We start from the raw sequence: 14,667 nt of genomic DNA on the forward strand, positions 1-14,667 counted from the left end.
CGCTCTTTACTTTATTTATTCACCTGTTTCAGAAAATCGTTTAATCCGTTCACCGATTTCATCGCGAACACGTTGAAATTCAGACCATTCTTTTCCTGCCGGGTCATCAAATCCCCAGTGAACACGATTTACGTGCGGAGGTGTCGAAGGACAAACAGAATCTGCATGACTACAAAGGGTAACAACTAAATCAGCGTTATTTAAAATATTTACATCAATTATATCTGATGTTTGATCTGTTATGTCGATATTTACTTCTTTCATCGCTTTAATAGCATTTGGATTTACTCCGTGTGCTTCGATTCCTGCAGAATATATATTCCACTTATCGCCTACATATTGTTTGCCCCATGCTTCTGCCATTTGGCTTCGGCATGAATTTCCTGTGCATAAGAAATAGATTGTCTTTTTGTTTTTCATGTTGTTTTCCGCCTTTATTTTTAAATTATACTGGTTGATCATTAAAATATTTACGCTTAAACCAAAAAGCGACGTTTACAAGTGCAATCATTACAGGTACTTCAACTAAAGGCCCGATAACAGCTGCAAATGCTGCGCCTGAATGAATACCAAACACACCAACTGCTACAGCAATTGCTAACTCAAAGTTATTGCTACCTGCTGTAAATGCTAACGTTGTAGTCACCGGATAGTTTGCACCAATTTTTCTTCCCATAAAGAAAGAAACAAAAAACATTACAATAAAATAGATTAATAACGGAATTGCTATTCTTACTACATCTAATGGTACGCTAACAATCATTTCCCCTTTTAAAGAGAACATAACGATGATTGTAAATAGTAATGCAAGTAATGTAAGTGGACTAATCTTAGGTATAAACACCTTTTCATACCATTGTCTTCCTTTTAACTTAACGAGTACAAAACGTGTTAACATACCTGCTATAAAAGGAATTCCCAAATAGATAAATACTGATTTCGCTACTTCTACCATTGTAATATCGACAATAGCCCCTTCAATCCCTAACCATTCTGGAATGACTGTTACAAACACGTATGCATAAACGGAGAAAAATAACATTTGGAATACGGAGTTAAAAGCTACTAAACCTGCTGCATACTCTTTATCCCCATCTGCAAGGTCGTTCCAAACAATCACCATTGCAATGCAGCGTGCTAAACCAATCATAATGAGTCCGACCATGTATTCTGGCTTATCAGGAAGAAAAATAATTGCTAAAACAAACATAAGTACAGGCCCAATAATCCAGTTTTGTACTAAAGATAAAACCAATACTTTTACGTCTTTAAATACTCGGCCCATTTCCTCGTAACGAACTTTCGCTAATGGTGGATACATCATGACAATTAAACCGACAGCGAGCGGGATAGACGTTGTTCCAACTTGTAATGTATTTAGTCCGTCTACTACACTAGGAAACACAAACCCTAAACCAATCCCAACAGCCATAGCTAGAAAAATCCATAGTGTTAAATATCGATCTAGAAAAGATAAACGTTTCATTTTATTTTCCATCTCCTATTAACAACAAGAATTTTTTTCTACTACGTTAGAAGTCGTGCAACAAGATGAATCTTCAATTTTATGAACATCACTATGTGCTTTCGTATAAAAGAATTCCCACTCGTTCCCATCAAAATCCGTTACCCAAAACTTATCTTGAACTGCATAGCAACAAGTCGTATCCATCTCATCACGTGCAAAGAACCCTTCTTTTTCTAATCTTTCTTTATGAAATGTAATTTCTTCAGCTGTATCCACTTGGAAACCAAAATGATTTACCTGATTTCCCTTCACTTCATCTCGTACGTTTAGCGTAAAATTAAGTCCTGGCGTCTCTAATAAAAATTTTGCATAATCTACTTTCACCTTTACTGATGATACGCCAAATACCTTTTCGTAAAATTCAATAGACTTCTCTAAATTCGTAACATTTATCCCAACGTGAACATATCTCATAGCTTCTTCCTCCTCTTTACATGTTATTAATCAATTTTTTTTGATTAATAGTGCAAAATTTTAACAGCAACTACCTTTGCCTGTTTTTCTAAAGATACAGCATAATTCTTCTGATAATAAATTATTTACTTCCGCATCATTTAAATCATAATAACTCCACGTACCCTTTGTTTCTTTTACAATTAAACCTGCATCTAATAAGATTTTTAAATGATACGACAACTTAGATTGCGTCATTTCAAAAACTTCTGTTAAATCACATACACAAGTCTGGCCCCGCTGGCAAAGTTCATACATAATCTCTAAACGCTTCTGATCCGCCAACGCTTTAAACTTTTTCTCATATAACTTAAAATCCTGTGCCACTGTAGTTTCCTCTCCCTTCATCAATTTTTTTGATATTTATAGTATATACGCTGATTAATTTATTATGCAACTAATTAATCAATTTTTTTGATTTACAAAAACCTCCTCACATCATATCTTTGCTACAACTAAAAAGGACCATAGCCTTTTCAAAAATAAAAAACTACGGTTCTTTTTACAACTTAATAGTTACAATATTTCCGAGGAATGGAGTCTCTATAACTGTTTTAAATTTTAATTTGACCATTATAGCGTAGTGCCCCATCACCATCAAGCTAAGAAAAACAAATACCCCCAAATGAAAAAAATCGATATAACTCTTCGGCAAATAAAGATAACTCTTGTTTTTGGTACATATTCATAAAAAGCACGTCACCCTTTCTCATTAACATAAGAGAATAGTAATGTGCTTTTAATTTCAAAAATAGTCTAAATCCTTAAGTTGATGGTTGTGGGGCGGGACCCCAATAAGAACGGTATCTAAGGTTGGATGAGAGGTGTTAGTTCCATTCCAAAGGCCTCAGCCGAAGATTAACTCAAGTACCGATTTCGGATGACCCCCATGTGATGAAGTTCGTGTCCTGCGATGCCGTACGCGAGGGCGCGCACCGTAATGCTTAGGTTGTTGGCTGTGCCCTTGCGGGTCCACGCCTCCGCCGGTAGCCCGCGCAGCAATGTGATCGTTGATTGCCGTACGGCCCGGTAGTCTTCGGCCAATTGCTCGGTTGTCCAACTTCCGAAAGGAGGCATGAACAATTCCTGATCAAAACCAGTCAGAGACGTCTGATCCCCTCTTGCGAACCGGAGCAGGCGGTAGGTCATGACGCGTTCCGCATCTGCAATGTGGCCCACGACTTCTTTCAGCGTCCATTTTCCTTCCGCATACCGATATGCGGCCTGGCTTTCGGTCAACGATGCCAGGAGCTCGGTCATTTGCTTTTCCTGGGCGAACAGAATATCGATGATGTTACCGTCCGGCACCAAACGGATATATTCGCCGGAGTTCCCGGCGTATTCTTCTTCTGAAGGTCTTTGATTCATGCGTATTCACCTCTTTATGTACATATAGAAAATTATAGCGCTCGTCTATGTCTAATAAATTCGCGAAATGATAGAACTTCCCTTCTAATAATTGAGGATAAGCAACTATTTAGTTGGTCAGTCGCCACACTATCCTGATTCGTTAGCACAATAAAAATTATCTGTTATACAATATTTCGAAGTTATTAATATATATAGGTAACACTTTCTTTTTTAATTTAAAGATGAATTTTCAATTGTATTTTGAAATGAACCGGAGTAAAACACGCTAGTCTAACTACTTTTTCATACAAGATTTTATGCAAAAAAGAATAGCGAAGATCCCTAGAATCCCCGCTATATCAATGATGTATAAAATCTTGTGTAAGAGATAGATAGACATAGAGACAAAAAATTTAGTAAAAACAAGGAGTTTATGAAAAACTTGCTACCGACAATAGGACGTTATGTTAACCGAACATGTATAAGATATACAAAGGAGAATTTAAGTAAAGTATCGAAGAAAATTACGAAAAGAGGGATACCAATGGAAAAATATTTTGAGGAAGCACATCGTTTTTGTTCTCATAATAGAAACCTCTTAAAAAAAGATATTATATGTGGTTGTTTCCACTGCTTAAAAATATTTAGTCCTAAAGAAATAACAGATTGGTGGGAAAAGGAAGAAGATACAGCAGAATGTCCTCATTGTGGAATTGATTCGATTATCGGGGAAAGTTCTGGGTTTCCCATCACAAAAAATTTTTTAGTAGAGATGAATAAGAGATATTTTTAAAGATTTATTGACTACCGACTTCGAGAATTATGTAAATAAGCTGTCCATGTGGACAGCTTATTGTTTTTTTGCTTAGCATGCAAAATTCATGTCTTGTTGGCGGGACCCCATTGCCATCAACCTAAGCTTTTGAGATACCCCCATACCGAAATTTCCACCTTTTCACAGTTACTTATGAGAATTCAGCTCATTTTTTCGTTTTGGGGAACAATCAATTTCTTAAGTTGATGGGTATGTGATAATGCTTCCATTTGAACAAATTTTCCTTTTCCATACCGATCACACATCTTTTGTAGAGTAATAGTATCAGCATATCCCAGTTTAAGAGGTTACTTACAAAATATTTAAAATTTTTTTACGAGAATCCTCCGAAATGTAATACGGACTTTAAATATTTTCATTTATAATTCTCTATTTGTCTATACTTTTCATACCGCTGTTGTATAAGCTCTTCCGAGGATAATAGTATCAATTTTTTTAGAGATGATTCGATTACAGATTCAATCATTTTTGCCTGTGATTTTATATCATTTTGTGCTCCACCTTTAATTTCAGGAATGATTTCATCAATAATTCCTAAATGTTTTAAATCTTTTGCTGAAATTTTCATATGTTCAGCAGCTTCTGGAGCATACTTAGCGTCCTTCCATAGGATAGATGCTGCTCCTTCTGGCGAAATTACCGAGTACCATGAATACTCTAACATATGGATATGGTTACCGACACTAATGCCAAGAGCTCCACCACTTGATGCCTCTCCAATTACAATACAAACAATTGGTACTTTAAGTGTAGCCATTTCAAATAGATTTCGAGCTATCGCTTCAGAAATTCCACGTTCTTCAGACCCTTTCCCTGGATAGGCGCCTATTGTATCAATAAATGTAATAATAGGGCGATTAAATTTATCAGCTTGTTTCATAAGTCTTAGCGCTTTTCTATAACCTTCTGGATGTGCCATTCCAAAATTTCTTTCTATATTTTCCTTTGTATTTCTACCTCTTTGATGACCAATAACCGTAACGGGCATCCCTTTAAATTTTGCAATACCACCTATCATTGCTTTATCATCACCATATAATCGATCACCATGAAGTTCGAGAAAGTTTGTAAACAATAAAGGTATATAGTCCAATGTCGTGGGTCGGTTACGTAGCCTTGCAATTTGAACTCGTTGAAAAGGTGTAATATTAGAATAAATTTTATCTTGCATTTTATTTAAACGTTTTTCTAATTCATGAATTTCTGACGATAAATCTACATTATTTTCTTTCATAATTTTCTTTAATTCATCAAATTTCTCTTTTAATTCAATAATAGGACGTTCAAAATGCAAACTCATTTTATCCTCCAAATGTTATGACTTACCTCACTCTAATCAAAAGGCTTAGAAATAGAATCAATAAATAATTCAAAACCATCCACAACTATTTTTTGTTCTGATTCTGATAAATTATTGAGAATACTTTGATAAAATGTAATGGATTGCTCTCTTAAGCAATTAACAGTTATGTGACCTTTTTCTGTGAGGTGCAGAAAAAGTTCTCTTCTATTTTTTTCATTTACTTCACGATAAATAAGCCCCTTTTTTACTAACTTATCTACCAATCTACTTACAGTTGAAGTCTCTAATCTAAGTTTATTGGATAGTTGCCAAACAGTTAGTTTTTCCACCTCTAGTTCCTCTAACGCCATCATTTGAGAAGTTGGTAAAGGTTTTTCAAATGGTCCATTGGGCAAATTTTGAGATTCAAAAACCCCAGTTATTATAATCATTTTCTTAATATCTGTTCTTAGTTTTAAGGCATCTTCTCTTTTCAAATAGGTCACCCTCCTACAACTAATGTATCATACATCAATTGTATTATACATGAATATGTTTTTTCACAAGCTTAACCTAAGCCAATATTACAACATGGACGAGATATTTCTTCTTGTTAAAATGGTATAAGTAGATTGTTTTCTACAAATGGCAGAACATCAATTATGTATCAGGGGCCTTTATGGGGTACCGCTCATCGCAATCAAGCTAAGAAAATAAAACTACCCAAAAAACGAAAATTTTGTGATAACTTGTAACAAAAAACTCATAATTTTTTTGGGGAGTTCTAAATTCTTAAGTTGATGGGCATGGGGTAGCACCACATCGCCATCAAGCTAAAATTTTATAGCACCCCCAGAACGAAATTTTGTACTATCTTGTAACAAAATGCTCATTTTTTCGTTTTGAGGTATTTGCGTTTCTTAGTCTGATAGTGATGGGGTGGGCCCCACACAGTACGATTTTATTTCAAAGACACAACGATCTTACTACACACTGTTTATTTATCCCACACTCTCATCTGCTAGTATTACTATTTTTTATTACTAATGTTGCCGTTTCACTCGGATGGCTAAGAGGAAAATGATGGCCATATGGAACAAAATCAACCTTACCAAGATGCGATGGAGCAGAATAGCCTCTGTCATACTCCCCCCAAATAATGTGAAGATTATACTTTGTTACTTCATTGAAATCACCTTGATCGTTTTTCAGTAGTAAACTGTTAAGCTGAACCGTAGTATTTAAAATTCTAGGAGAAGTAAAACTGTTACTTATTTTTTCGATATAATGTTCAGGGATGCTCTCCATACTTTCAAACAAACCATTACTTAATAAATAACGCCCTATCAAATTATTAGTTGCCAATTTTAATGTCCATTTGTTCATAAATTGGGGAACATTTAGCGATTTAGCATTTTTTTTAGCAACAGGTGGCTGAAGTAAAGTGATTGAATACTTCTTATCTATGTACTCTTGTACCAATGCTTCCAGAAGAATAAATGCACCGAATGAATGGCCAATTAGATGTGCACCATTAGTAGCTTTCTCCAATAACTTTTTCACTACATTCAAATAGATATCTAGAAGATTTTTCTCTTGTTTAAAAGGAGAACGTCCCAAACCTGGAAGATCCAAGATCCATACAGGTTGACCAGTTTTTTCATGAAGCTCTTGTGCTAAAGGAAATAAATCCTCTCCATCACTCAATAAACCATGTAATAAAATAAACGGTTTACCCTCTCCTTGTAATTGGTAAAGGGTAGTGTTATCGCATAATGTTCGTTTAAATAAATGATTATGCTGGCCATTTTGATACATCATTCGATAATCCAGATCAGCTACTACGGCAGGGAAAAATTTCATTACACTCGTCTTCTTAAACCAATCTCCTCCCATAATTTTTTTCGTTGAAACATTTGAAAATTTTCGTTTTGTAATAAAATTCAGTCCATCAGAAGGAATTTTTGTTATTTTACTCACTCCACTATTCATAATTGCTTTCATAAGTGGCATTGGGACAGAGATTTTTGGTGCCCTCATATTCATACTTTCCGACATAATACTTAATAATTTAGCAATGTTCTGATCGTGCTGTTTGTCTTCAACAAGTGTATATGTTTGAATAGTCGGTTGTTCCAATCTGAAAACCTGCACAATAAACTTCGCAAGCTCATCGTTTGAAATCAGTGGTAACCTATATCCCTTACCTCCAGGAATCACTGGCATGAGCCCTCTTCGCATACTCATCACAAGCAAACCTAATCCTGCTATCTGCTCTGTACTTCCTGTTTTACTACTACCGACTACAGTTGGCGGATTAATTACAGAAAGCGGATAACCTACTGCTGATGCCTGGTGACGGATATAAAGATCTGCTAAAAATTTTGTTCTCTCATATGGATTTTTTATTTTCAAATAATTGTTTCCTTCTTTAAACACATCAATTGCAATCTTGCTATTTTTATCATCAAAGGGACTCATATAACCTACAACATGAATAAATTGTTGCAAGCCCTTCAATTGATGAATGTTTTTAGCTAATTCACTAATGTGTTTGGCGCCATTTAAAAATACGGAAGCTGCCTCTTTACTTGTCGCTTGAATATCCATGGGGCCTCCTGCGTGAATAATCACATCCGTTTTCAATACCCTCTCCTTATCTTCAGCACTTAGACCTAAATCTATTTTCGTCAAATCACCTTCAATAAAGTGCATAACTGCCTTTTTTAAGATGCCTCTTTCTTGAAAAATGCGTATTGCTTTACTTTTCGACCTTACTAAAAGAAGAATTTTAACATCCTCTTTGGCTAATTCTTTTACTAATTGCTTTCCAATAAAGCCTGTTCCACCAGTTAAAAATACTGTTCTCATATAAAATCCCCTTTTTAGTACTAATTAGTACTAATTTGATGTAAAAAAATGCTTCTTTTATCGAAGCAATTTTAAAAAATGATCTGCTGTTTTCGTAATTACAGTTGCATCCTTCAATGTTTCTGAAATAAATAACGCTCCTTCAAGATTTGTAATAAAAAGTGATGCAACCTCATCAATATTAATCGTGTTTCTGAATTCTCCATTCTCTACCCCTTGTTTAAGTAATAGAGAAACTTTCTTTTGTAATCCTGTAAAAAAAAGACCTATTTTTTCTTTTATTTGCGTGGCCTGTTTAGGACTTTGAATATAAAGAGTAATAAATGGACAGCTCCCCTTATACTCTCTCGACTGAACTCCTTGTGATAATTGCTTTAAAAACAGTTGGATACGATCTTCAACTAAAAATTGGTTCTGAGAAAGTACGTCATCAATTGCAGATTGATACATTTCAATCCAATAATCAACGACCCCTTCTAATAATACTTCCTTATTAGAAAAGTGATAATACACATTAGACTTTGAAACTTTGCTTACACGTACTAATTCATCCATACTTGTATAAGCAAACCCTTTTTCTAAAAATAATGTTGCAGCTACTTCAATCACACGTTTTTGATTCATTAATTTTACCTTTGTCATAACTAGAACTATATAGTACTAATTTAAATGTTGCAAGTATTTGTGTTAATTTAGAAAAAGGTTTGATTAAAAAAGTTCCACTAACATTGATTTTACTGCAAAAAAATCTTATTTTGAATAAAGTTGAACTGAACCGCGAAATTGTTAATTCACTATCGTCTAATAGGGGTCACCATACATACCCATCAACTTAAGAAAAAGAAATGCCCCCAAAACGAAAAAATGAGCGGCTTCTCAAAATAGCTATCTGTAGAGAAAGAAAATTTTAATTTAGGGGGATATGAAAATATTAGCTTTATCGGTATGAAGTAGTGCCCCTATAAACAAAATCCTCCAGAAACATCTAAAATTTGCCCTGTTACCCAGCGGCTATCAGAAGAAGCAAGGAATGCTACTACATCTGCAATATCTTCAACTTGCCCTATTCGTCCGAACACAGATGAATTCGTAGCAAAATTTCGTATTTCCAGATTATCTAGCAATTTCGCATTTATATCTGTCTTCGTATATCCAGGCATAATTGTATTCACTGTTATCCCTCTTTCTCCAAGATGTTTAGCTAGAGGAAGTGTCATCGTATTTAGTGCCCCTTTACTTAAACCATATACAATGGACCCTGCAAAACCAAGTCTTACTTCAGCTGATGAAATGTTAATAACTCGCGCCTCCGCTCGTAATAACGGTAATGTTTGCTGAATTAAGAAGAACGGTGCTTTAATATTTACAGACATAATTTCATCAAAAACTTCTTCTGTCGTATTTTCAATTGTTCCTTGTGTACCTATCCCTGCATTGTTTACTAGAATATCAATCTCTGATGTACCAACTCTTATTTGTAATTCATTCTTCAATTGTTCTACTATCTTTTTGACACCATCAATTGAATTGAAATCCGCTTCAATTAAGAATGCCTTTCCTCCATTTGATTCAATCTCACTAATTGTTTCATCTGCAGCTGCTTTATTTCGGCCATAGTGAATTGCAACTAATGCACCGTCGTTTGCCAATCTCATCGCAATCGCACGACCAATACCGCGACTCGCCCCTGTTACTAACGCTACTTTCCCATCAAGATTCTTCATTTTTTTCATCCTTCCTAAATTTCCGTTTAATAAATCCTATACTTATATTTTTAAGCAAATACTACTAATTTTAAATATAGATTTATAGGTAATTTAGTTCCTTCACTTATGATATTATAGTTATAATTTGCGATTTACTTTAGAAAATAAAAAAGGGGGCTATCCAATGCAAAACGCAGTAAAACTAGATGAAATTGACCATAAAATTATGAACTTGTTGTATGAAAATGCGAGAATTTCTGTTTCAGAAATAGGACGTATTATATCCATGACGCAGCCTGCTGTAAAAGAACGCATTAACAAGCTTGAAGATCAAGGGGTTATAGCTGCTTACCGAACGAAATTTGAGCCTTCCAAAATTAATAAAAACATCCAAGCATTCATTATGTTCAAAACGAGTCAATGCTCTGATTTCATCCAATTTTGTAATGCCGCTCCCGAAGTAACTGATTTATATCGAATTAGCGGGGAGTTTAATTATATGATGAAGGTCATGAGCGATTCGATGGATTCTCTCGCTACATTTTTAGACTCCTTAATGCAATTTGGATTATCATCTCCTTTAATTGTTTTAAAGAGTGAATTTGAAGAGAAATTGTCGTTCTGATAAGAGGGTACTAAGGTAGAAATATGAAGTGTATGTGGAAAAATTCTTTTATAATATAATAAAACCAGCCATAGGCTGGTTCTTTTTTCATTCAATTCCCTACTAAAAAATCCCGAGTATAATTCTCCTTCTTCCCTATCCTTGATTCTTCCGCGCCTCCCTAAACTCCTCCTTAACCTTCTCTAACAAACCTTCTTCTGTAATTAATCGATACGCTGTATTTGCTAGTGCTTTTGCGGATGTAATTAATGCTTTATCTCCTAATTCTGAACGTGCTGCTTCTCTAAATTCATTCGTATGCGCAATTAAGTCATCTGGACCGATTTTAATGTACGGATGAATTGTCGGTACAACTTGGCTTACATTTCCTGCATCCGTTGAGCCGATTCCTACTCTTTCTTTACGGTTTACCTCTTCACCTTGTAGTTCTAACTCTTCCGCTACGACGTCATTAAATGTTTTTGTTACGAGTAGTTCATCGATTTCATTTTGGAATTGATGAATTTTTACTTTTGTACCTGTTGCTAACGCTGCTCCTTGTGCGATGTTTCTTACTTTCTCTGTTACTTCCGCACATCTTTTTCTCGTTGCTGCGCGGATGAAGAACCTTGCTGCGGCGTAGTCTGGAATAATATTAGGTGCTTTGCCGCCTTCTGTAATGATTCCATGAATTTTCACATCTGATGGGAGTTGTTGGCGAAGTGCATTAATACTGTTATACAGCTGGATAATCGCATCTAATGCGTTAATTCCTTCTTCTGGTGAGGCTGCTGCATGAGCTGTTTTTCCGTAAAAATGAAAATCAAGTGGATCGACCGCTAGTGACGGACTCGTTGGAGCTGTTTTTCCGCTCGGATGAATCATAAGCGCCGCATCAATGTTTTTAAATAAGCCAGCTTTCACATAACTCGATTTTGCGCTACCATTTGGCCCGCCCTCTTCTGCTGGTGTTCCGAACACGACAACTTCTCCGCCGATTTCCTCAAGCGTTTCTGATAACGCGATCGCTGCTGCAACGCTAATTGTGCCAATTAAATTGTGACCACATGCATGACCGAGTCCTGGTAAAGCGTCATACTCAGCTAAAAATGCGATGACTGGTCCTTGTTTCCCTGAACTTTTTCGCGCGATAAATCCTGTTTCATGCCCAGCTATATTGTGCTGCAACTGAAATCCTGCGCTTCCTAACAACAAACTTAACGTTCTTGATGCGTAAAATTCTTGGTTACCAATCTCCGGATTCGCATGAATATTATGACTTGTTTCTATGTACTTTTCCTTATTTCTTTCTATACTCTCTTCAATTGTTTTTCTTTGTGACGTTACTCCTGTCGCTCCCATTTTTCTTCCTCCTTTTATTTTCACGTAAAAAAGCCTCTTTCTAAAAGATAGAAAGAGGCTTCTGTATATACAGTCAAAATGAGCTTCTTTCTTATCTTTCAAGTTACCTTGCTGGAATTGGCACAGTATTCATAAAGAATCCGCTGCCGAGGTGTCATAGGGCCAGTCCCTCAACCTCTCGTGATAAGAATTTTCATAAAATTATATTAAATTATTTTCATTCTAAGTTCATTCCAGGCAAAAGTCAAGGAATTCCTATCTGAATTTACCGAATATCTAAAAACCCTTTTAATACGCCAATTGTTTCAGGTGCTTGTAATCTTGCACATATGTACGGAAATTCCATACTACCTTCAAACATCATTTGAGATGTAAGAGGTGCTCCTGCCCAAAAGATTTCATCATCGATTACGATAAACGGGAATGCTTTATTTTGTCTTTGTAACTTTACATTTTTTAACGGAACTGGTCCATCACTATATACTGTTATTTGCGCATTTGTACGCATTAACGCTTGCCAGACTCGCTTATCCACTTGCTTTGTACTTGGAAGTGAAATGATAATTTTTCGTTTTGCGGCTAAAATATCTTTCAATAACCCTTTCGGCTCTTCAAGATTCATTTCCATAAACCAGCGTAAACGTTTCGAGATTTTTCGCTCCCACAATTGTCTTGATGTCGTGCGATCATACACATCTCCGTGACGTTCTATATGAGCTGTTAATTGCGATAACGCTTGTTTTCTCGAAAGATTTTTACGCATGTAGTGGCAATCTGATAATTGAATGAACTTCCCTCTCGCTCTTGTCACTGCAACGTTGACGAGGCGATGATTTTTATGGTCAAAGAATAACACGCCAGGTCGTTCTTGCGGATAACTATCTACCGTATCAAAGATCATCATATCTCTTTCAGACCCTTGAAACTTATGAACTGTCGCCGCTAAAACTGGTATGTTTTGATATTTCGTTTTCTGCAACATTTCTCTAATACACGTTGATAAAAAACGGGACTGTGCCCTGTAAGGCGTAACTACACCGATAGATTGAACACCGTCTAACAATCCAATTAACATCATTTGCATCGCTACTAAACCAGACATAATATTAAAACGAGAACCGGAAGCAGCGTCTTTTAAAGAAAAGGCTCCCATTAAGCTCGTATCAAATAAAACACTCGCCTCATTTGCGAACGGTTGCAGTTTCGCAAGTTCTTTACGCTCTGAAACAGATGGATGATCGTACACTCTATTTTTATAAATAAATGAATTCGTAAACTTAGATATATCCGTATGCATACGTCTTTGCTCCTGCAGCATAAAAAGGTTCGGATGTGCTTCTGATTTATTTACAGAATCAACAATCCCTGCATGATAAAACATATCTTCACCGAGCCATTTTCGAACGAGTTCATGGTTCGCCATCGCAATCGGAGGTAACTGTAAAAAGTCACCACAAACGACAATACGTTTCCCAAGTGAAGCAGCTAATGCGATTTGCGGAACATAAGCCATACTTACTTCATCTACGACAACTAAATCAAATGTACGCTCATAAATAAGTGAATCAATTGCACATTTCGATAAAGTCGCACCGATTACTTTCGCATTTTCAATGTATTCTTTTTCTACTTCTTTAATTTTCGCTTTTTGCTTTCGAAGATCACTTTCAATCTCTTGTATACGCTTCTTATCAGCAGAAGTCGCTTTATGTGATAAAATCTTTTCACGAAGATCTTGTCGCGTCTCTTCTAAATAGAGTCTTTCTTCTCCCCAAGATCCATTCGTCGTTTCAACTAACTTCGATGCAAGTAACGTTTCATGATTTCGTATATGTTCATGTTGACTATAACCGTAACGAACAATTTCTCCAGGCGTCCATTTCTTCTTCTTCTCAATTTGCTTCGTTACTTCACTCATTAATACGTCTACTGCCGCATTACTATGAGCTAACACAAGTACCGATTTTCCTTTTTGATAATGAGCAGAAATAATACGCGATAAATTGTAAGACTTCCCTGTTCCCGGTGGTCCCCACACGTACGTTGTTGGATTGTAAAAAGAACGATACGCCAATTCATTTTTCGTATTTTTCATCTTTTCAATATGTTTCGGACTGCTCGTCCCATCAACAAGACGCTTTATACGATTACGTTTTAACTTATCCTTATGTGCCTCTTTCAATCGCTCTTGTAGTTGTTCTAACAATTGCCACGGTTCACTGTATAAAACGGCTTCTCGTATTTCACCTTGTATATAATCATTTAACTTCAATTCGATTTCTAATCCATGTACAGATAATACTTCCCCTGTCGCTTCCTCACCATCGAACTCAATTCGAATTGGTGAACCTTCAGGTAAGCTTACTTCCGAAATAAGCTGAAATACGTATACTGTACTTTCATAATCTGTATATAAAAAACGACCGTTCATGATAGAGATTTTACTACCACCTATCGTTTTCCAATGTTTAATTTCATATGCTAATGCATAATGCCACTCTTTCATTGTTTCCGATAATGAAGGAGTTTGAGTAGTTGTATTCATCGTATAATCTCCTTCCTTCTCCCCAAACATACTTTCTCACTATACCATATAACACGCTAAAATTTGTAAGGTTTTTATCTTGCTTATTTTCTTAATTTTCAATAATATATTGTATATAATTTTCAGAAAGA

14 protein-coding genes and 1 riboswitch are annotated in these 14,667 nt (G+C 35.8%); of the genes, 2 read left to right on the top strand and 12 right to left on the bottom strand.

Going from position 1 to position 14,667, the window contains the following annotated elements:
* Positions 1-15 precede the first annotated feature (15 nt).
* From arsC to JFU23_RS03325, 5 genes are all read right to left on the bottom strand, one after another.
* On the bottom strand, positions 16-420 hold the full coding sequence (gene arsC, locus JFU23_RS03305; protein ID WP_201031364.1) for an arsenate reductase (thioredoxin): 405 nt from the start codon (positions 418-420) through the stop codon (positions 16-18).
* Positions 421-445: 25 nt separating this feature from the next.
* Positions 446-1,486 (bottom strand): ACR3 family arsenite efflux transporter, encoded by a 1,041-nt coding sequence (arsB, locus tag JFU23_RS03310; protein WP_002110658.1) that lies wholly within the window; start codon positions 1,484-1,486, stop codon positions 446-448.
* Between the two features lie 18 nt (positions 1,487-1,504).
* A complete protein-coding gene (locus JFU23_RS03315) occupies positions 1,505-1,942 on the bottom strand; it encodes an ArsI/CadI family heavy metal resistance metalloenzyme (protein ID WP_201031365.1) in 438 nt (145 codons plus the stop codon).
* Positions 1,943-2,002: 60 nt separating this feature from the next.
* Positions 2,003-2,329, bottom strand: coding sequence for an arsenical resistance operon transcriptional regulator ArsR (gene arsR / locus JFU23_RS03320; RefSeq protein WP_161939634.1), 327 nt, complete (start codon positions 2,327-2,329; stop codon positions 2,003-2,005).
* A gap of 510 nt (positions 2,330-2,839) precedes the next feature.
* The gene (locus tag JFU23_RS03325; protein ID WP_063217978.1) at positions 2,840-3,349 is read right to left on the bottom strand and encodes a DinB family protein; all 510 of its coding nucleotides are present in this window, start codon (positions 3,347-3,349) and stop codon (positions 2,840-2,842) included.
* 526 nt (positions 3,350-3,875) lie between these two features.
* On the opposite strand from JFU23_RS03325, the gene JFU23_RS03330 reads away from it, so the two are divergent.
* On the top strand, positions 3,876-4,124 hold the full coding sequence (locus JFU23_RS03330; RefSeq protein ID WP_201031366.1) for a cytoplasmic protein: 249 nt from the start codon (positions 3,876-3,878) through the stop codon (positions 4,122-4,124).
* Positions 4,125-4,521: 397 nt separating this feature from the next.
* Here the strand turns inward: JFU23_RS03330 and JFU23_RS03335 are convergent, their stop codons facing one another.
* From JFU23_RS03335 to JFU23_RS03355, 5 genes are all read right to left on the bottom strand, one after another.
* The gene (locus JFU23_RS03335) at positions 4,522-5,466 is read right to left on the bottom strand and encodes an acetyl-CoA carboxylase carboxyltransferase subunit alpha (RefSeq protein WP_063217980.1); all 945 of its coding nucleotides are present in this window, start codon (positions 5,464-5,466) and stop codon (positions 4,522-4,524) included.
* Between the two features lie 32 nt (positions 5,467-5,498).
* The gene (locus JFU23_RS03340; RefSeq protein WP_000817662.1) at positions 5,499-5,945 is read right to left on the bottom strand and encodes a MarR family winged helix-turn-helix transcriptional regulator; all 447 of its coding nucleotides are present in this window, start codon (positions 5,943-5,945) and stop codon (positions 5,499-5,501) included.
* A 517-nt stretch (positions 5,946-6,462) separates the two neighbouring features.
* Positions 6,463-8,319, bottom strand: coding sequence for an alpha/beta fold hydrolase (locus tag JFU23_RS03345; RefSeq protein WP_201031367.1), 1,857 nt, complete (start codon positions 8,317-8,319; stop codon positions 6,463-6,465).
* A 57-nt stretch (positions 8,320-8,376) separates the two neighbouring features.
* Positions 8,377-8,943 carry a TetR/AcrR family transcriptional regulator gene (locus tag JFU23_RS03350; RefSeq protein WP_001072320.1) on the bottom strand — a complete coding sequence of 189 codons (567 nt, stop codon included), beginning with the start codon at positions 8,941-8,943 and terminating at the stop codon, positions 8,377-8,379.
* Positions 8,944-9,278: 335 nt separating this feature from the next.
* Positions 9,279-10,043 carry an SDR family oxidoreductase gene (locus JFU23_RS03355; RefSeq protein WP_201031368.1) on the bottom strand — a complete coding sequence of 255 codons (765 nt, stop codon included), beginning with the start codon at positions 10,041-10,043 and terminating at the stop codon, positions 9,279-9,281.
* A gap of 166 nt (positions 10,044-10,209) precedes the next feature.
* On the opposite strand from JFU23_RS03355, the gene JFU23_RS03360 reads away from it, so the two are divergent.
* Positions 10,210-10,650 carry an Lrp/AsnC family transcriptional regulator gene (locus tag JFU23_RS03360; protein WP_001178566.1) on the top strand — a complete coding sequence of 147 codons (441 nt, stop codon included), beginning with the start codon at positions 10,210-10,212 and terminating at the stop codon, positions 10,648-10,650.
* Positions 10,651-10,785: 135 nt separating this feature from the next.
* On the opposite strand, the gene JFU23_RS03365 is transcribed toward JFU23_RS03360, so the two are convergent.
* Together JFU23_RS03365 and JFU23_RS03370 are read right to left on the bottom strand one after the other, a co-directional pair.
* Positions 10,786-11,991 (bottom strand): M20 family metallopeptidase, encoded by a 1,206-nt coding sequence (locus JFU23_RS03365; RefSeq protein WP_061674490.1) that lies wholly within the window; start codon positions 11,989-11,991, stop codon positions 10,786-10,788.
* 88 nt (positions 11,992-12,079) lie between these two features.
* Positions 12,080-12,181, bottom strand: a riboswitch (SAM riboswitch).
* Between the two features lie 75 nt (positions 12,182-12,256).
* Positions 12,257-14,566 (bottom strand): AAA domain-containing protein, encoded by a 2,310-nt coding sequence (locus JFU23_RS03370; RefSeq protein ID WP_201031369.1) that lies wholly within the window; start codon positions 14,564-14,566, stop codon positions 12,257-12,259.
* Between the last annotated feature and the right edge of the window lie 101 nt (positions 14,567-14,667).

Origin of the sequence: Bacillus sp. TH50, from assembly GCF_016650565.1 — a bacterium.
GTDB classification, from domain to species: domain Bacteria; phylum Bacillota; class Bacilli; order Bacillales; family Bacillaceae_G; genus Bacillus_A; species Bacillus_A mycoides.

Bases quoted from the DNA above. Each gene is read 5' to 3' on its own strand.
- JFU23_RS03370 (WP_201031369.1), bottom strand. From the start codon at position 14,566: ATGTTTGGGGAGAAGGAAGGAGATTATACGATGAATACAACTACTCAA.
- JFU23_RS03325 (WP_063217978.1), bottom strand. From the start codon at position 3,349: ATGAATCAAAGACCTTCAGAAGAAGAATACGCCGGGAACTCCGGCGAA.
- JFU23_RS03360 (WP_001178566.1), top strand. From the start codon at position 10,210: ATGCAAAACGCAGTAAAACTAGATGAAATTGACCATAAAATTATGAAC.
- JFU23_RS03330 (WP_201031366.1), top strand. From the start codon at position 3,876: ATGGAAAAATATTTTGAGGAAGCACATCGTTTTTGTTCTCATAATAGA.
- JFU23_RS03355 (WP_201031368.1), bottom strand. From the start codon at position 10,043: ATGAAGAATCTTGATGGGAAAGTAGCGTTAGTAACAGGGGCGAGTCGC.
- JFU23_RS03345 (WP_201031367.1), bottom strand. From the start codon at position 8,319: ATGAGAACAGTATTTTTAACTGGTGGAACAGGCTTTATTGGAAAGCAA.
- arsR (WP_161939634.1), bottom strand. From the start codon at position 2,329: ATGAAGGGAGAGGAAACTACAGTGGCACAGGATTTTAAGTTATATGAG.
- JFU23_RS03315 (WP_201031365.1), bottom strand. From the start codon at position 1,942: ATGAGATATGTTCACGTTGGGATAAATGTTACGAATTTAGAGAAGTCT.
- JFU23_RS03335 (WP_063217980.1), bottom strand. From the start codon at position 5,466: ATGAGTTTGCATTTTGAACGTCCTATTATTGAATTAAAAGAGAAATTT.
- arsB (WP_002110658.1), bottom strand. From the start codon at position 1,486: ATGAAACGTTTATCTTTTCTAGATCGATATTTAACACTATGGATTTTT.
- JFU23_RS03365 (WP_061674490.1), bottom strand. From the start codon at position 11,991: ATGGGAGCGACAGGAGTAACGTCACAAAGAAAAACAATTGAAGAGAGT.
- JFU23_RS03350 (WP_001072320.1), bottom strand. From the start codon at position 8,943: ATGAATCAAAAACGTGTGATTGAAGTAGCTGCAACATTATTTTTAGAA.
- arsC (WP_201031364.1), bottom strand. From the start codon at position 420: ATGAAAAACAAAAAGACAATCTATTTCTTATGCACAGGAAATTCATGC.